The following is a 17,783-nucleotide window of genomic DNA, read 5'->3' on the forward strand; positions in this document are numbered from 1 at the left end:
GCAAGCCATCAAAATCGGAGCCTCAGCGATCATACGACGGGATGTATTCATTGGCGGCTGCGTCGCTACGCGCACGAGGCAAGAGTTGGTCCGGTCAAAGCGCGACGTCATTTAATGAACCAGCGATCACGGTGACGAATCCGCTCGGATGGATGAATTTTTGAATCGCCGCATTGACCTGTTGTTTGGTGACAGCCTGAACCAACTGAGGAACGCGGTCCAAATACTGCGGGCCGAAGCCATAGGCTTCCGCCGAGAGCAGATGTGTCGCCATGCCGGTGTTGGTATCCAATCCGACAATGAATGAACCGACGAAGGATGATTTTTCATCTTCAAGTTCGCGATCAGTGATACCTTGTTGCAGATAAGCGTCAATGACTTCCAATGTGGACGCCAGCGCTTTGTTCAAATTATCTGGATTGACCGTGAAGCTGACAGCCCAGGGACCATCAGCAAAGCTCGCTTCCCAAAATCGTGAAGCGATGCCGTAAGTCAGTCCTTCTTGATCTCTGACGCGCAGGCCCAATCGTGATGAGAGCGTGGACTGGCCTAACGCGGCATTGGCAATGAACGCTGCATAATAATCCTGATCGGTTCGACGTAATTGCCCCGCGTGTCCCATCACCACGTTGGCATTGGCCTTATCAGGCATGTGGATCAGCTCACGTTGAGTTTGCTCGCCGGGTCTGGTTCGTTCGACCTCAATTGGCACCGGTGCGCCGGCTGCCCAATCGCCAAATAGCTCTTCCACCTGCTGCTGCACTTGCTTCGTCTTGACGTCGCCCACCACCACGAGCATGGCTGTCGCAGCTCCGTAATAGGTTTGATAAAACCGTTGCAAGTCCTCAACCGATATGGTTTCAATGGACTGAATGCGCTGCTCAACGGGCGGTTGATAAAACGGATTGCCTGGCGCATATAATATCTGACAAAACCGTTCAAAGGCGCGGACATCGGTTTGTTCCTGTTGTCGTCTCAAGCTGCCGATGACCTGTTTCTTGAGTTTGTCCAGCTCATCTTCAGGGAAGGCCGGTTGTCGGAGAATTTCGGCCAGCGTTGATAAGACCCGGCCGATGTCTTTGGACAACGCCTGTCCTTCAGCGCCGATCAGGAAACGATTTGCTGAAACCTCCACGTTCGCTCCAACGTCTTCGAGCGTCTGAGCAATTTCAAATTTGGAGCGTTGCTTTGAGCCACGCTTGAGCATTGAGGCAGTTAGTTGAGAAAGGCCAGGTCTGTCCAGCGGATCGAGGAACCGACCGGCCCGCAACGCCATACTCAGGTGCACGGTCGGGCTAGCCGGATTTTCATAAACGAGCAGTGTGAACCCGTTGGGCAAACAAGCGCGGTGGGTGCGGGATGCAAACATGCCGTTATTCATCGCTTTCTTCTTCTCCCTGCGGCTGGTCTTGCGGGCCGGGCGAAGCCTTGGGGACAAACCACCCGACGGTTCGATTGTCTTCAACCAGATATTGTTGCGCGACCCGTTGAATATCGCCCACCTGCACACGTTGCACCTGCGGAACATAATCAAGAAACCAACGCCAGTCGGCGCTGGACTCAGCTTCAGCAAGCGCACAGGCATAATTCAATGCGCCGTCGCGCTCGTAGTACACAGTGGCTTCAATCTTAACCTTGGCGCGATCCAGTTCAGCTTGGGACACACCCTGATCTTGAATGCAGGCCAATTCAGCCAAAATGGCATCCTCAACCTGTTGATGCGGCACCTCCGGGCGCAAAACAGCAACAATTTCAAACAGGCCCGGATCCTTCAGGTGCGAAGCCATTGAATTGACACTGATGGCTAACCCTGCATCTACGAGCCGTTGATATAATCGCGTGGTGATGCCGTCGGTTAAGATTCGGGACAACAGAGCCAACGGGTAGACATCGGGATGACGCGCTTCAGGAATATGGAAGCAGAGTTGCACCAATCCCACTTCGCCGACTCGACGCAATTTGAACCGTCGCTCGCCTTCTTGGGGTGGCTCGACCGTATAGACCGGAGGAATCTCATGGGGCGGTGACGGAATTCGCCCAAAGTGCTTGGCCACATACGAGAGCGCCTCATGGCGCTGGAAGTCACCGACGATAATGGTGGTCGCGTTCTTGGGCCAGTAAAACGTGTGGTAAAACTGGCGCAATCGTTCTGTCGGCACATTCTCCACGTCACATCGCCAACCAATCGTCGGATGATGATATGGGTGCTCGCGAAACGCAGCGGCCCAGGCGTGTTGATCTAACACGCGCAGGGGTTCATTCTCGCCTCGCTCCAGCTCATTGCGGACGACGATCCGCTCAGCTTCTCGGTCTTCGTCACGAATGAGCGAGTTCCTCATCCGATCTGCCTCCAACTGGATGACAAATTCCAGATGTTCTTTCGGAACTGCTTCAAAGTAATTCGTCCGGTCAAGCCAGGTGGTGGCATTGAAATGCGCGCCAAGTCTCTTGAGGACGGCGGCAATCTGCGTGCCTCGATTTGTGTTGAATGTCGGCGTTCCCTTGAACATCATGTGCTCGAGCAAGTGGGTCGCCCCCGTATAACCGACCGCTTCATTCCGCGAACCCACATGGTAAAGAACCATCAACGCAACCACCGGCGCGACGGGCTGCGCGACCAATAGCAGCTTCATGCCATTGTCCAGTCGGTACTCCTCAATACCCTGCGCGGCATCAACGAACGTGATCCCTTCGGCTACGACCTGACCTGTGACATAAATATGCTCAGCCAAGATTATTTCTCCTTATTTATCCTTCGGCGTGCTCAATCAACCACGAGCCATCATTATAGCCAATCTTGCCGTGAGCGAATAGTCTTTGTCGTCATTGTTTGGTTCGCTGACGTTTCCTGGAGGTGACGGACGGTTGCGGGCTATCAGCTTCGGTCAGCCGGCGGGCTGCGCCACACTCCAGCTCATCGGTCGAGCCATCGTTCGTCACCGGCGCCTCAGGCAGACGGGACGCATCGGTGATCCTTACACCGCCTGAGCCTGCTCAGTAGCTCAAATAAGGACTCAACCAGCGTTCAACAGCTTCGATACTCATGCCCTTGCGACGGTGGTAATCGAGGACCTGATCGCGGGTGATTTTGCCGACGGCAAAGTACTTGGACGCTGGGTGAGCAAAGTACAAACCGCACACAGAGGCTGCTGGGTACATGGCTAAATTTTCCGTCAGCCGGATGCCGGTCTGTGCTTCAACTTGTAACAGATCGAACAAAATCCGTTTCTCCGTGTGATCCGGACAGGCCGGATAGCCGGGAGCCGGCCGGATGCCACGATAGGCTTCTTTGATCAGCTCTTCATTGGTCAGTTGTTCGTCGGGCGCGTATCCCCACAACTCGGTTCGCACGCGCTGATGCAGCAATTCGGCGAACGCCTCGGCCAGCCGGTCGGCCAACGCTTTGATCATGATGCTGCTGTAATCATCGTGCTCACGCTCAAATCGGGCAATGACCTGCTCAATGCCAATGCCGGCTGTCACAGCAAACGCACCAATGTAATCCTTCACGCCGGTTTCTCTTGGCGCGACATAATCGGCCAGCGCCAGGTTCGGATGCCCCGGCGCCTTTATGCTCTGCTGCCGAAGCGTATGAAACACGGCCAGCACCCGCTGCCGCGTTTCGTCAGCATAGACTTCGATATCGTCATAGCCAACGCTGTTAGCTGGAAACAAACCGGCGACGCCCTGAGCCTTCAAAAGACCTTCGGCAATCACCTGCGCCAGCATGACCTGCGCGTCTTCGTAGAGCTTGCGTGCCGTCTGGCCGATTTTGGGATGCTCAAAAATATCAGGATACTTGCCAGATAATTCCCACGTCAGGAAAAATGGCGTCCAATCAATATACCGGCTGATCTCTTCAAGCGGATAATCCGTCAACACCGTGATGCCCATGCGTTGAGGAGTAGTAATGTGCACCTGCGTCCAATCAAATTGCAACCGATTCGCTCGCGCCTGCTCCAACGTCAAATAGGATTTATCAGCTTGGCGGCGTTGATAATCGTCGCGAATCTTCTGGTATTCTGATTTAACAGCCTGAGCAAAGGCAGCGCGCGTGCGAGTATCAACCAACTGGCTGACGACGGGAACCGTGCGCGAAGCATCCACCACGTGAACGGTTGGCCCAGAATAATGCGGATCAATTTTGACAGCCGTGTGAATCCGCGACGTCGTGGCCCCCCCAATCAGCAACGGAACCTGGAAACCCAGTCGTTCCATCTCTTGCGCGACGTGAACCATCTCGTCCAACGATGGGGTGATCAATCCGCTCAACCCGATCAGGTCGGCGTTCTGCTCACGGGCTACCTGCAGAATCTTTTCGCACGGCACCATCACGCCCAGATCAATCACCTGGTAATTGTTGCAGGCCAACACCACGCCGACGATGTTCTTGCCGATGTCATGCACATCGCCTTTGACGGTAGCCAGCACGATTTTTCCGGCTGCGCGCGCCTCATTCGATTTCGCTTTCTCCGCCTCAATGAATGGGACCAAATACGCCACAGCCTTCTTCATCACGCGGGCGCTTTTGACCACTTGTGGCAGGAACATCTTGCCGGCGCCAAATAGATCACCGACCACATTCATGCCGTCCATCAAAGGGCCTTCGATCACTTTCAATGGGCTGACGTACTTCTGCCGCGCCTCTTCCGTGTCTTCTTCGATGTAGTCAACAATGCCCTTGATCAGGGCGTGCTTTAATCGTTCTTCCACTGAAGCGCGCCGCCATCCATCTTCAACAACAGCTTCTCTGCCCGTCCGTTTCAGACCCTCTGCATAGGCCACCAGCCGCTCTGTAGCATCCGGCCGGCGATTGAACAGCACATCTTCAATCAACGTCAGCAAGTCATGCGGGATTTCCTCATAAACCTCCAGTTGACCAGCATTGACAATCCCCATGTCCAAGCCCGCTTTGATGGCATGATAGAGGAACGCCGCGTGCATCGCCTGCCGCACGCGCTCGTGGCCGCGAAACGAAAACGAAATGTTACTGATGCCGCCGCTGACGCTGGCCAACGGCAGATGCTCTTTTATCCATCGTGTCGCGCGAATGAAGTCAATCGCGTAGTTTTGATGTTCTTCAATGCCGGTGGCAATCGTGAGGATATTGGGGTCAAAAATGATGTCCTGCGGCGCGAATCCGACTTCTTGCGTCAATATCCGATAGGCGCGCTCACAGATTTCAATTTTGCGCTCATAAACATCAGCCTGCCCCCGCTCGTCAAACGCCATGACCACCACGGCCGCGCCATATTGCAGAATTTTACGTGCCTGTGCTTTGAACGCTTCTTCGCCTTCCTTCAAGCTGATCGAATTGACAATGGATTTCCCTTGCAGACATTTCAACCCAGCTTCGATCACCGACCACTTGGATGAATCAATCATGATGGGCACACGGGCAATGTCCGGCTCAGCCGCCAACAACCGTAGGAACCGAACCATGGCTGCTTCCGAATCCAACAGCCCTTCGTCCATGTTGACATCGAGAATCTGAGCGCCATTTTCCACCTGCTGCCGCGCCACCGACAGAGCGCCTTCAAAATCGCCGTCCATAATCAACCGCGCGAACCGGCGCGAGCCGGCTACATTGGTGCGCTCGCCAATGTTGACGAAGTTTGTTTCAGGCCGCACCACGAGCGGCTCCAAGCCGCTCAATCGCAGATAAGGAGGAACCTCAGGCCGCTGCCGGGGCGGGTACTCATCGGCAATGGGAGCCATCGCCTTGATATGTTCAGGCGTCGTGCCGCAGCATCCACCAATGATGTTCACGAAGCCGTGCCGCGCATAGTCGCGCAGCGTCTCAGCCATCATCTCCGGCGTTTCGTCATAACCGCCAAACTGATTGGGCAGCCCGGCATTGGGATACAGACTGACAAACACCGGCGCCAGCCGCGACAGTTCCTCGATAAACGGGCGCATCTGCTGCGAACCGAGGGCGCAATTAAGCCCAACACTGAGTAAATGCCGCGCATGCGAAACAGAAATCCAAAACGCTTCGGTCGTTTGTCCTGATAACGTGCGGCCACTGGCATCCACGATCGTGCCTGAAATCATCACCGGCAGCGCCTTGCCAAGCGACCGTGTATACTCCTCAATGGCAAACAGGGCGGCCTTGGCGTTGAGTGTATCGAAGATGGTTTCGACCAATAACAGATCAACGCCGCCATCAATCAGGCCGCGGATTTGCTCGGTGTAAGCCACTACTAACTCGTCAAACGAGACGGCCCGCAGCCCTGGATCATTGACATCAGGTGAGAGCGAGGCCGTCTTGTTGGTAGGACCGAGCGCGCCGGCAACGAAGCGCGGCTTATCAGGCGTCCGGCGCGTAAACTCCAGCGCCGCCTCCTTAGCGATTTTCGCTGCCTGCAAGTTAATCTGATAGACAAGCGACTGGGTGTGATAATCGGCTTGCGAGATAGCCGTCCCGTTGAATGTGTTCGTCTCGATGATGTCCGCTCCCGCCTCTAGGAACGCGCGGTGGATCTCGGTGATGATCTGCGGCTGAGTTAAGCACAGCAGGTCATTGTTCCCTTTCACATCGTATGGGTGATCCTTCAAGAGCTGGCCGCGAAAGTCTGCCTCTGTCAGCCGGTACTGCTGAATGGTGGTGCCCATCGCACCATCAAGCAGCAGAATTCGTTTTTGCAGCAGTTCAGTCAGCGTATCGAAGATCATCTCCTTTGCACCCGCCAACGATTATAGCGGTTCAGGTAGAAGCCAGCAATTTAGCCGGCCAGCGATTCTAACTCGGCGTGGATCAGCTCGCGCACCTTGTGAACAACTGCGTCGAGCGTCACCTCAATGGTTTGGCGGTTGCGTCGAAGCATGATCTCAGCGAGTCCCTGCGCCAGTTTCTTCGGGCCGATGGTCACGCGCAACGGAATACCAATTAAATCGGCGTCCTTAAACTTGACGCCAGGGCGTTCGTCTCGGTCGTCCAATAAAACTTCAACGCCAGCTTTGGTCAGCTCTTGATAAAGGCGCTCGGCGGCTTGCGCCTGTTGTGAATCGCTGAGGTTGACGGGCGTAATCACCACCTGAAACGGCGCGATAGACATCGGCCAGATAATGCCATCGGCGTCATGATGCTGCTCGATGGCTGAGGCCATGACACGTTCAACGCCGATCCCATAGCTGCCCATGACAATCGGCGTTTCTCGGCCCTGCTCGGTCAACACATAAGCGCCCATCGAAGTGCTGTACTTCAATCCGAGCTTGAAGATATGCCCGATTTCCAGCGCCCGCCTTACTTGTAGCGAGGCGTCGCACTGCGGACAGCCTTCGCCGCTCTTGACCGAGCGTAGATCGGCCCACTGCGTGACGGCAATGTCGCGTTCGACATCAACACCGCGCAAATGGAAATCATCGCGATTCGCTCCCGTGACCATATTCTTTCGACCGCGAATGGCATAATCGGCGATGATCGGATAGCGCGTCACGCCGACGGCGCCAAGGCTGCCAGGTAACGCGCCCAGGGCCTCTCGAATCTCCTCCGGATGCCCCGGACGAAGCGGCACCGGACCGACCAGATCGCTCAATTTCGTCTCATTCAATTCATGATCGCCACGCAGCAACAGCAATGTTAACTGACCATCCACCATGTAGACCAACGTTTTGATCTGCCGCTCAGCCGCCGCGCCGTTAGGAAATTGCTCCAGGTCCTGGATCGTGCGCACACCGGGCGTTGGAAATGGTTCCGGCTGGCTCAGGCCGTCTTCATCATGAATTGGCGCCAGCCGTGACGTGGCTTTCTCTGTATTGGCTGCATAGCCGCAGGCTGCGCATAACGCAATATGGTCTTCGCCGGAATCGGTCAACAGCATGAATTCGGTTGACTCCGACCCTCCCATAGAACCTGACGAGGCCTGCACCATGACGAATTCCAACCCGCAACGGCTGAAGATGCGACAATAGGCCTGACGGTGAAGCTCGTAGGATTTATCCAGACCGCTCCAATCCAGATCAAACGAATAGGAGTCTTTCATGATAAACTCGCGCACACGCAACACGCCGGAGCGCGGGCGTGGCTCATCGCGGAACTTGGTCTGAATCTGATACCATGTCTGCGGCAGTTGCTTATACGAGCGTAATTCGTGACGGGCAATGGCCGTGAAGATTTCTTCATGGGTCATGCCCAAGCACATGGCAGCGCCTTTGCGGTCGGTCAGGCGAAACATGTTATCGCCCATCACCTCCCAGCGACCACTCTCTTTCCAGACCTCGGCTGGGTGAATCGCCGGCAGATGAAACTCCTGACCGCCAATGCGGTTCATTTCCTCACGAATAATGTCCATGATCTTCATCAACGTGCGCCACGCCAGCGGCAAATAGCTATAGACGCCAGCCGCCAACTGGCGGATCAACCCGGCGCGTAGTAAGAGCTGATGGCTGATGACATCGGCATCAGCCGGTGTTTCTCTCAAAGTTGGAATGAAATAATTCGACCAACGCATAAACGACCTTGTTCATCCTCCACGCAGTAACATCATGTTTCGAGAATGGAGCATTGTATCCATCTCGGCCTCATCTGTATACGGGCAACGTCATATCGAGTGCGGCCACCGAAAGTTAGTTGTTCACCGGCTCAGACACAAAGCAGCGAAAGGCAGTAACCCGCCACGTCCCATCCGCCTCCGACGCGGATGGCCGAGGCGAGGTTCTGTCTTTGATTCCTGACACGCTTGCGTCTGAGGGCGCTTCAAGCTACATTGACCGCCGCCATGACAAAACAAGTCGGCTTCATCGGATTAGGCACGCTTGGTCGGCCGATGGCTGAGCGGCTGCTCGGCGCGGGCTTTGAGCTAACCGTCTACAATCGCACAGTCGAAAAGACGCAACCCTTGGTCGAACGCGGCGCCCGACGGGCCGCGGCGCCATGTGATGTGGCAGCGGCGTGCGATGTCATCATTACAATGGTGTCAGACGACCGCGCGCTCCACGAAGTGGCCTGCGGTGAACAGGGGTTATACGCCAAGCGCGTCGAAAGCAAAGTCCATGTTGACATGAGCACGATTTCACCAGCCCTCTCGCAACAACTCACATCCCTGGCCCAAACTCAAGGCTTCTGCTTCATTCATGCGCCGGTGCTTGGCAGCCGCCCCCAGGCCAGCGATGGCACGTTGCTGATCTTTGTTGGTGGATCACCTCAGGCATGGCCACAAACAGATGAGATATTCCGCGCCCTTGGCAATCGCATTTGGCGCTTCCCAGATGTTGTGCAGGCAACTTACCTGAAGCTGATTTGCAATCAATTCATCGCCAGCATGATTGTTACCCTAGGGCAAGGGTTGGTATTGGGTCAAAAGGCTGGCATACCGATTGAGACAATTCTGGACGTACTGGCGGCCTCAGCGCTCAACTCGCCGATGTATCAAAGTAAGGCACGCATGATCGCGCAACGCCAATTCTCGCAAGCAAATTTCTATGTTCAACACATGCTCAAAGACATTGAGCTGATACTGCAAGCAGCTCGCGAGCTTGGTGTGGCGCTACCGAGTTTAGCGGCAGCGCGCGAGCTTTTTGTCGCAGCGGAAGCAGCCGGTTATAGCCGTGAAGATTATTCGGCGGCCATCAAGGTATTGGAAGAAATGGCTCGGACGCGCATCGGTTCGGGCTCAGCTTTGCCAGAGACAATCTGATGAGAGAGCTTCGTGGGCAAGTCATCATTGTGACGGGCGCATCGGCCGGCATCGGCGAAGCAACAGCGCGACGCCTGGCCGGGCAAGGCGCCAAAGTTGTGCTGGCGGCACGACGGCAGGAGCGACTGGAAGCTCTCACACGAGAGATTGCCAGCGCGGGTGGGTTTGCCCTGCCCGTTGTCACAGATGTGACATCTGAGGCAGATCGTCGGCGGCTGATTGAAGAGACGGTGAGCTATTTCGGTCGCATTGACGCACTGATCAACAATGCTGGCTATGGTCAACGTGGCCCGATTGAATTGGTTCCGGTCGAAGCCATTCGCCAAAACTTTGAGACGAATCTCTTCTCGCTGATTGCGCTGACGCAACTGGTGATTCCACTGATGAGGCAACAACGCAGTGGCCGAATCATCAACGTTGGATCGGTCGCCGGACGCATCGCCCGGCCGATGTCATCCGTCTATGACGCCACCAAACATGCCCTGGAGGCGATCTCCGATGGGCTACGTGGTGAACTAGCGCCATTCGGCATACAAGTCGTACTGATTCAGCCAGGCTTCATCCTCACCGAATTTGTTCAGGTGGCCAATGAACTCGCCAAACCGATGAGCGAACAGGCCGGGCCGTATGCCCCGTTTTTTTCCAACTTGAGTCGCGGGTACGAGCGCATCAAAAAGATCGCCGGCCAACCCGACGATATTGCACGGCTGATTGTCGAAGCCTTGAAGGCCGACCATCCACGCGCACGCTACGCTGCGCCGCTTCATGCCCAAATCGCGTTACTGCTCAAGCGACTGCTGCCCGACCGCGTGTTTGATTCTTTACTCAATCGCCAACTGACCGCCACGCAAAAATCGTAAAGCTTGTTCCGAATCCGCCCGACGGATTTGACATGCGTGGCGACACACCGGTTACGTAAAACTACCGACAGAACTAAGCAATCATACGAATTCTCTTCGGCAAGGCTGTTATGTCAAGATACCGGTGCACCGGACGAAGCGCCCCGCGGGCGATGGCTCAGCCTCGGCTCATCAGGGGTCTCAACCACACCAAGAGGAGAACAGACAGTATGTCAAAGATTCTGGTCGTTGATGACGAAGCGCCGATTCGACACCTACTCGATATTTTCTGTCGAAGCGAAGGACATCAAGTAGAGATAGCCTGTGACGGGCTTGAAGCTGCATACAAAATTCAACGAGAACGATATGACCTCATAGTCACCGACATGACGATGGAACCCATACCGGGAGAAGAGCTGATCGCATGCGTGCGACTCATTTCACCAGAGACGAGAATCCTTGCCCTGTCAGGTTGGTCTGAAGAAGACACGCGGACGCAGGCTGAAACAGCGGGCGCTGATTTGTATATGTCAAAGCCGTTCACACGCGATGAATTTACTGCGGCGCTCCGGCACTTTTGTTTGCGGTCTGAAGCAACAACCAACAAGCGCACGGCTGACACCCCATGTGCTGCGGCCGCCTAGAGCGATTTTCAATTGCATTTATCCTGGTTGCCCCGCATCTTTTTGCGAGCTGATGCACGCCGCAAGCGTGTGCCCTAGGGTAAACTCACTCACAAATCGCTCGGATCGGTTGAGCAGGTCGAACCCTCAGCTCTTGCATTTCTAAAAAAGTTCGGGGCGTTTTTGGAGTGCTGCGACTCGTCGTAGCTTTGGCCAGAAAGCGGTGACACGTCACCGCGCTCCGAAACGTCCCGTCCCTCCAACCCGTCCCCCAAAATCTCCCGGAACTTTTGTCCACCTACTCAGCTCGGTGAGTAGGCCGGCGGCGCACACGTGTTCAGCACCTAACGGCTTTGGGCTGATGTATCGGACGGTTCCTCCGCAATGAGGCACAATGAGTCACAACGACGACGACAGTTCATCAAAACCGATAACCTACCATGCCGTAAATGTAACTCGAATTAGCCCCCGGTGTGGCTTGCTTGAGGAAACTGCCGGCGAATAAGTAACCGATCGCCGATTCGATAAACAGATGGTTGGTTAACTTGATGGAGGTAGAGAGGTCCATCTCGCGGCCCACATGCCGATGGCGCGCGCCGTCCCTGATCCGCGCAACAGGCAGTCCGGCTGCATTGTAAAATGCGTCACGAGGGCTGGCTAACCAAAACCAACGGAGATCAAATCCTACACTGGCGCGTTCAACCGGCTTGACTGACACGCCGCCATGCAGATCATGAATGTTGCGCCAACCCACCAGATCAGCATAACCGTACTTGGCGTGATTCGTCGGAAACAACTGATCGAACGTTCCAACCTTGCCATCGCTCGGATTGCCATCGCCGGAAGCAAAATTGTATTCACCGACGAGCCGCGGTTTGCCGGCCACGTTGCTTAGCGTATGCCCGATGAGCGCATGAACGGCGCCGGCGCGAATTTCATCGCCGGCCACATCTCCGGTTTGGCCGACCAGCTCGATGTTGTAATCGAAGTTGGCCGGTAGTGTGCCTGCCAAGCGTGTGCCGAACGTGATCCGGTCGGCATCGCCCGGCTGACCGCGCTCATTCAACAAGCGTGACTGCGCCCGCCAAAACGTGTAGACGTCCCAGCGTCCCTTTGGAATCGCCGTGGGGAACGTGGCATGCAGCCCGTAGAGATTGTCGCCGTCGGTCGTTCGATTGAATCGGCCATCTTCGATACGCACCACAGCCGCAGCAAAGCCATCGAGGCGGACTCGTGCGTGTTCATAAAAAACGCGCACAGCGTCAAACGTCCGGGCCGTATTGCCATAATTGAACGAACCGATGAGCCGCTCATCGCCAAAGTTTACCTCCTGCCGCCCAACGCGCAGCCCCCATCCTTTTCGTTGGCGATGAAAAAATTCCAGGTAGGCTTGCCGCAAGTCGAATGAATCTTGAAAAGCGGGCGGGTCAGGATCAGCCTTGAAACCGAGCGCCTGCGCATCCTGGCCTTCAAGAAAAATCTTGAACCATGAGCCAGGATGAATATCCACGTTCAGCCGGACGCGGGTCAGCAAATATCCGTCGTCATTGTTTGGGCGAAACCCGGCGTTCTGCCTGGTTTCCCAGCGTAGCCGCAGTTCGGCGCCCAGCGTGAGCCACTCTTTGGTCCGCTGGTTGATCCGAGCCATCCCTTGATGCGGCCAGCGCCAGCCCTCGGTTGGCGATGGAATGGTCGGTGAATGAGCAACGGCCGGCACAAGCTGCTGGGCCGAAACGGTCCCACAAAACCACAATACCATAACGATGACTGCCACAGAACGCGACGCTCCTTGTATCATCACGATCCTCCTTAGCGCTGCCTGTCATATCAAAACCACACGACCGCTCAACCCGAGACCGCTTCATTGGTCAGTCTGCTTGATATGGCATAACGCATTCTCTTGTTGACGAGAAAAGCTAATCCGCTCACCCGGCATCCGGATTGATTCTGGCGGGGCATGAACGTTCATCACTGCGTAACATCCGGCGGCGCCAAGCTGGTCTCAACTTTCTCGATAAGATTTCGCAAAACAGTCTGTTTTCGTTTCAGCTCCTCGGTGAATTCATAGGTGTCGGAATGATAAATCTCCTCGCGAAGTGTGCCGAGCCGCTCCTTGAGTTCCTCCAACAACAAGGTTGCTTCTTCGACGGTCAACTCGAGTCGAACCATACTCACCTCCGGCTGGTGTAAGCTGACATTGTCCTGAGCGGCTGTCGTCCGGCGTTGTTCATGACATGGTGGTGGACCGCCGGGCCGCTCATCTGCACGCCTTCGATTGGTGTGCCGCAGTCAGGACATTGATCATTGACAATCCAGTTGGCCAACACCGTCAATCCAGCTCGCTCAATGAGCAAGCGGCGGCAGTGTGGACACCACGTGTTAGCGCCGACGCTCCCTCGAATGTTGCCACAGTAAACGTAGTGCAACCCGGCATGACGCCCGATGGTATAAGCTCGTTGTAACGTTTCGACCGGCGTCGGCGCATGGTCAGCCATTTTATAGGCTGGGACGAAAGCGGTCACATGCCACGGGATGGTGTATGAGAGCGAGGCCAGATATTCCGCGATGGCGTGTAGTTCTTCATCCGAATCATTATGTCCCGGAACAATCAACGTCGTGACCTCAACCCACATCCCAAGCGCCCGCATGAACTGAATACACCGAAGCACAGGCCGCAGCTTGCCGCCGGTGAGCCGTCGGTACGCGGCGTTATCGAACCCTTTCAAATCTACATTCGCCGCGATCACATACGGCATGAGTTGACGAATCGCTTCCGGCGAAAGATACCCGTTGGTCACCAGCAGATTCTTCAATCCTTGGGCATAAGCTTGCCGCGCCGTCTCGTAAACGAGTTCGAAGAAAACGGTCGGCTCAGTATAGGTGTAGGCAATGCTTCGGCAGCCGTGTCTGAGGGCAGTTTCCACAATCTCGGCGGGGCTCAGCAGCTCGCCAATGATGCGCGGATTGCGCCCCTTGGTCAGTTGCGACAAATAATGATTCTGACAATACCGGCACCGTAAATTACACCCGACGGTGGCAACGGATAAAGACATTGAGCCAGGTTGAACGTGAAAGAAGGGCTTCTTCTCAATCGGGTCTACTTCCAGCGCAGCCACATGATCGTACACAAGCGTATAGAGTGTCCCATCGCGGTTTTCGCGCACGCCGCACCGTCCACGCCGTCCCGGCTCAATGCGGCATTGATGAAGGCAAAGATCACACACGACCCCCTTGTCGCCAGTCCGATGATACAGCATCGCTTCTCTCATGTGGTCCTCCTCGCTGCTCGGACGGCTCGATGCCGGGAGATATTCAATTGGGAACAGGTGGCGCAGAGCTATTGAGCGTGCACTTGAATAGATTCGACGTACTTCATCAAGGCGTAAATATCACCTTTCTCCTGCATCGAGCCCTTGGTACGCCGAAAGATCGTTCCCCACACGGGCATTTCCCGGCTCCCATGAGCTGGCGTGATCTTCTCACCTTCGATCGCATTCAACACGCGATATGCAGGGAATTTCTCGCCCGGCTGCTGAATGCGCGTCAGATCAGTCGGCTTCTTCTTCAACGCGCGCGCCGCCGGCCCGTTGCCTTTGGCATCTAGCCCATGACATGTTGCACAGTGCTCGCGGTAAAGCTCTTGCCCTTTGCTTATAAACCCTTCATCCTGCCACGCCACAACATGGTCGGGCGTGACACTCACGCCGAGCATCCATGCGGCCAGAAAGCCCATCATGAGGATGACTCCCGCGTTCTTCATCATAGTTTCCTCCTACGATTAGTTTCTTCACCTCTGGGTAGGCAAATATATGTGCAAACAACGTACCAGCCATCCATCGAATGCCATCCGTTGATAAACAATCAATTAGCCCTGACGAGCAAATGCGCATGGGAATTTCGCCCTCTGCAAAGCGTCATATCACCCAGTTGAGCCATCAGTGTGGCGCTATGAGCCCACCAAAGCAGGGCTCCGCCATCACTATGTAGCAGACGCTTCGCGGATTCAGATGGTGAGGAGAAACTGACGCAAAAAGGTGGAAACGATTAGAGGGAGCTCACACGAGGGTAGATGGTAGGCAATGAGATTCAGGTCCGCTTTCAACCGGCAGACCCAAATCTACGCGGATCACGCGAGCCGTTCGGATCAACGCAGATCAAAACATCGGCCCATATCCGCTTCATCGGCGTCCATCCGCGTGCTATGCGGTTGCAATTAAGACGTGTGGCGAGCGTATGAACCCCTTTTCGGGCTACTGCCGTCAAACGCTTTATCAGAATAGGCCGTGTTTATAATGCTCGATCCAGGCAAACATCCCGCGATAGCATTCCGGTATCTTCTGGTACTGCCTCTTGGAGATAATCAGGAACGGTTGTTTCTTATAGTTTCGATAATCCTTGAACCAGGGGCGATGATAAACCAAATACAAAAGCGGGCGTACGTGCTGAGAACGATTCTCAGTCCCTTGGTGCAGTATTCTGTAATCCATCAAGAAACACGACCCGACCGGCACCTGCGGGTCTACAAACGACGCGTTGACTGGCTGCTCAGCTATCTGGAGATGTGTGCCCGGCCACATCCTTGTTGTTCCATGCACATCATTAAATTCGATTAAAGGAATGGCCATCGTGAGAGCATAACAGGGCAACAACTCGTTCGGCATTGTAGGAAATAGGGCGGGCCCATCACGGTGAAGATGCTGCAACGGAGCCCCCGGTAACGAAACCACGGAGGCCAAACTTCCCAGCACACAATCTTCACCGAGTATGGCTCTGATGATCGGCAAGACGAGTGGATGAGCATATAAAAGCGGCGCTGTGAATGGAGGACGAAAGGCGACTGTCACCATATAACGCTTCTGGCCCACCTCCAACGCATCCAGATGGTGCGCTTCCTCAAAATAGCGTGCATACCGCTTCTGGTAAGCATTGCGCAGGCGAGTCATAAACTTCGTAGGAAAGACATTGCCCAGAAAGAGGCAACCATGAAGGCGAAACTGCTTGACAGCTTGCTGAAGCACATCCTGTCGGACACACGAACATGCATGCTCGTCAGGAGTGAATGAAATGGCTGGAAGCATCATGATCGGCCCTCATGAGCCATGCTCACCCCCAAGAAGTGACCATGAAGCTGGCCAACGTATTCAGCAGTCGAGGTGTCAAGCAGGGCTCACAGCAATTGTGGGTCGCTGAATCCGGATTTCGGAGCGAACTATTCCAGGTTCGTAAACGAGCGTCAACGCCGTCAGCGCCTAACTCTGGCCCGCAGCTTGCCGAGCAGTGCGCATCGGCAAGACGAGAGGCTACTGGCTGTATTTCTGTGAAAGCTCGCCAACGTACGCCAACGCCAATTTCCGCGAGGCGAACCGGCCAGGAAATTGCTCCATGACCTGATCCGTGATCTTATCAAGCGACAGCTCACCATTCATCAGGTTCAGGATCATTCGGTCAATCTGGCCATCTTGGTTGAGACGGGGCGTATAACCCGCTTCGCATTTTCGCAAGCGCTCCAGCGAGAGTGGATGACCGTAGAAGGTTGACTGTTTGAACTCAGCTTTAATCTGCCCCGCGCAGGCCTGCTCGCGCACTTGTGTATTCCACCGCCAGATATAATCCTCACCAACAAGGTCGGCCTGTAGACTTACGGATATTCTATCGTTCACGGCGAGCGAGACCGGCTCTGGCCAAGGGAAGAAAGCGCGTCCGTAAATCACTTCTGGCTCACCCGGACGATTGGAAAATCCGATCCCGTCAATCAACTCAGCATCAAACCATACAAGCAGACCATGAGCTAGGCCGGCGCGAGTAACCGACCACTGCGCTTCGCCCATGACATCGAAATTGACCAATCGGGTATAGTCCAATGTCGCCCAGCACTGCGGTTCGACCAGCATGGACTGCGAGGGTACACGCCGGCCCTTCCCCCAGGTGTTGATGACAATGCTTCGCGCCGGTTGCATATCCAGGCCATAAGGGTCATCACCCCACGGGGCAGCATACTCCTTGTGCAGCTCAGCCGCTTCCACCACCGTCACCCACAATGTGTCACGCTGAGGAATCATGACGCCACCGGCAGCGAGGAACCGCGTTCGAGCATCTACAATCGCCGGCAGGTGAGATTGAAACATCGGCAGGATGCCTCGCAAATCGGAGATGATGACGTCGGCCCGTTCTGGGAGCTCCACTTCATTGGAGCGTTTCTGAATGAACTCAATCCGGTCGGCATAGCCATTGGCAACGGCCAGCTCGCGAGCCACCTGGATCGCGTCGTCAGGCTCAATTGCGTAGACCTTCCGCGCGCCCATCTGGCAAGCCAGCAACGCAAATATGCCCGTGCCTGTGCCGATGTCAACAACAACACTGCCCGGGTTGACGGCCCTGCGCAGCGCCTCGCAGTAGGGCTCCATCCGTCCCTTGTCGGCAATCATCGTCCCGTATGCAGCAATGCTGTACATAGATGTCTCCCATCCAGCGTATTCACATGCATAAATCGTCGAGGAGCATTCGGCGGCACGGCAGGCAGTAAGCTCACTCGTCGTGACCTTCAGGTGTCGCCGCGACTTCGCAGATCGTCAAGGATCACTTGACACAAGGTTGGGATGCGGTTGATGTCTCGATAGCCGGTGATTTGCCGCACTGGCACGTGATTCAATAACCGACTCAACACATCGAACTGTCGCGCCCGT

The 17,783-nt window shown here is 55.3% G+C and carries 14 protein-coding genes; 4 read left to right on the forward strand and 10 right to left on the reverse strand.

The window, feature by feature from the left end:
* Positions 1–94: 94 nt before the first annotated feature.
* The gene (locus tag NZ823_14825) at positions 95–1,381 is read right to left on the reverse strand and encodes an insulinase family protein (protein ID MCS6806403.1); all 1,287 of its coding nucleotides are present in this window, start codon (positions 1,379–1,381) and stop codon (positions 95–97) included.
* Entirely contained in the window at positions 1,374–2,732 is a 1,359-nt protein-coding gene (locus NZ823_14830) for an insulinase family protein (protein ID MCS6806404.1), read from the reverse strand. Before NZ823_14830 ends, NZ823_14825 begins: the two co-directional genes overlap by 8 nt.
* Before the next feature lie 85 nt (positions 2,733–2,817).
* Between NZ823_14830 and NZ823_14835 the strand changes: the two genes are divergently transcribed.
* Positions 2,818–2,988, forward strand: coding sequence for a hypothetical protein (locus tag NZ823_14835; protein MCS6806405.1), 171 nt, complete (start codon positions 2,818–2,820; stop codon positions 2,986–2,988).
* A gap of 6 nt (positions 2,989–2,994) precedes the next feature.
* Here NZ823_14835 and metH read toward each other — a convergent pair whose 3' ends face one another.
* Both metH and NZ823_14845 read right to left on the reverse strand, forming a co-directional pair.
* The gene (metH, locus tag NZ823_14840; GenBank protein ID MCS6806406.1) at positions 2,995–6,675 is read right to left on the reverse strand and encodes a methionine synthase; all 3,681 of its coding nucleotides are present in this window, start codon (positions 6,673–6,675) and stop codon (positions 2,995–2,997) included.
* Positions 6,676–6,725: 50 nt separating this feature from the next.
* Positions 6,726–8,453, reverse strand: a complete 1,728-nt coding sequence (locus NZ823_14845; GenBank protein MCS6806407.1) for a proline--tRNA ligase — start codon at positions 8,451–8,453, stop codon at positions 6,726–6,728.
* 267 nt (positions 8,454–8,720) lie between these two features.
* Between NZ823_14845 and NZ823_14850 the strand changes: the two genes are divergently transcribed.
* The 3 genes from NZ823_14850 to NZ823_14860 all read left to right on the forward strand — a co-directional run bounded on the left by NZ823_14850 (position 8,721) and on the right by NZ823_14860 (position 11,121).
* A complete protein-coding gene (locus NZ823_14850) occupies positions 8,721–9,638 on the forward strand; it encodes an NAD(P)-dependent oxidoreductase (protein ID MCS6806408.1) in 918 nt (305 codons plus the stop codon).
* Entirely contained in the window at positions 9,638–10,498 is an 861-nt protein-coding gene (locus tag NZ823_14855; protein MCS6806409.1) for an SDR family NAD(P)-dependent oxidoreductase, read from the forward strand. The genes NZ823_14850 and NZ823_14855 overlap by 1 nt, the downstream gene beginning before the upstream one ends.
* A 209-nt stretch (positions 10,499–10,707) precedes the next feature.
* Positions 10,708–11,121, forward strand: coding sequence for a response regulator (locus NZ823_14860; protein MCS6806410.1), 414 nt, complete (start codon positions 10,708–10,710; stop codon positions 11,119–11,121).
* Between the two features lie 400 nt (positions 11,122–11,521).
* Here NZ823_14860 and NZ823_14865 read toward each other — a convergent pair whose 3' ends face one another.
* The 6 genes from NZ823_14865 to NZ823_14890 form a co-directional block, all read right to left on the reverse strand.
* Positions 11,522–12,874 carry an alginate export family protein gene (locus NZ823_14865; GenBank protein MCS6806411.1) on the reverse strand — a complete coding sequence of 451 codons (1,353 nt, stop codon included), beginning with the start codon at positions 12,872–12,874 and terminating at the stop codon, positions 11,522–11,524.
* A 194-nt stretch (positions 12,875–13,068) separates the two neighbouring features.
* Entirely contained in the window at positions 13,069–13,269 is a 201-nt protein-coding gene (locus tag NZ823_14870) for a hypothetical protein (protein MCS6806412.1), read from the reverse strand.
* Between the two features lie 2 nt (positions 13,270–13,271).
* On the reverse strand, positions 13,272–14,369 hold the full coding sequence (gene amrS / locus NZ823_14875) for an AmmeMemoRadiSam system radical SAM enzyme (GenBank protein ID MCS6806413.1): 1,098 nt from the start codon (positions 14,367–14,369) through the stop codon (positions 13,272–13,274).
* Between the two features lie 68 nt (positions 14,370–14,437).
* Complete coding sequence (locus NZ823_14880) at positions 14,438–14,863, reverse strand: c-type cytochrome (GenBank protein ID MCS6806414.1); 426 nt, start codon at positions 14,861–14,863, stop codon at positions 14,438–14,440.
* 508 nt (positions 14,864–15,371) lie between these two features.
* Positions 15,372–16,181: a phytanoyl-CoA dioxygenase family protein gene (locus NZ823_14885; GenBank protein MCS6806415.1), complete on the reverse strand. Its 810-nt coding sequence runs from the start codon at positions 16,179–16,181 to the stop codon at positions 15,372–15,374.
* A 219-nt stretch (positions 16,182–16,400) separates the two neighbouring features.
* Entirely contained in the window at positions 16,401–17,552 is a 1,152-nt protein-coding gene (locus tag NZ823_14890) for a 50S ribosomal protein L11 methyltransferase (protein ID MCS6806416.1), read from the reverse strand.
* Positions 17,553–17,783: the final 231 nt, after the last annotated feature.

It is taken from the genome of Blastocatellia bacterium, from assembly GCA_025054955.1.
Lineage (GTDB): Bacteria > Acidobacteriota > Blastocatellia > HR10 > J050 > JANWZE01.

What these genes read in the sequence shown, in the direction of transcription:
- NZ823_14880 (MCS6806414.1), bottom strand. Translation starts at nt 14,863, where the DNA reads ATGATGAAGAACGCGGGAGTCATCCTCATGATGGGCTTTCTGGCCGCA.
- NZ823_14890 (MCS6806416.1), bottom strand. Translation starts at nt 17,552, where the DNA reads ATGTACAGCATTGCTGCATACGGGACGATGATTGCCGACAAGGGACGG.
- metH (MCS6806406.1), bottom strand. Translation starts at nt 6,675, where the DNA reads ATGATCTTCGATACGCTGACTGAACTGCTGCAAAAACGAATTCTGCTG.
- amrS (MCS6806413.1), bottom strand. Translation starts at nt 14,369, where the DNA reads ATGAGAGAAGCGATGCTGTATCATCGGACTGGCGACAAGGGGGTCGTG.
- NZ823_14850 (MCS6806408.1), top strand. Translation starts at nt 8,721, where the DNA reads ATGACAAAACAAGTCGGCTTCATCGGATTAGGCACGCTTGGTCGGCCG.
- NZ823_14845 (MCS6806407.1), bottom strand. Translation starts at nt 8,453, where the DNA reads ATGCGTTGGTCGAATTATTTCATTCCAACTTTGAGAGAAACACCGGCT.
- NZ823_14860 (MCS6806410.1), top strand. Translation starts at nt 10,708, where the DNA reads ATGTCAAAGATTCTGGTCGTTGATGACGAAGCGCCGATTCGACACCTA.
- NZ823_14885 (MCS6806415.1), bottom strand. Translation starts at nt 16,181, where the DNA reads ATGATGCTTCCAGCCATTTCATTCACTCCTGACGAGCATGCATGTTCG.
- NZ823_14855 (MCS6806409.1), top strand. Translation starts at nt 9,638, where the DNA reads ATGAGAGAGCTTCGTGGGCAAGTCATCATTGTGACGGGCGCATCGGCC.
- NZ823_14825 (MCS6806403.1), bottom strand. Translation starts at nt 1,381, where the DNA reads ATGAATAACGGCATGTTTGCATCCCGCACCCACCGCGCTTGTTTGCCC.
- NZ823_14870 (MCS6806412.1), bottom strand. Translation starts at nt 13,269, where the DNA reads ATGGTTCGACTCGAGTTGACCGTCGAAGAAGCAACCTTGTTGTTGGAG.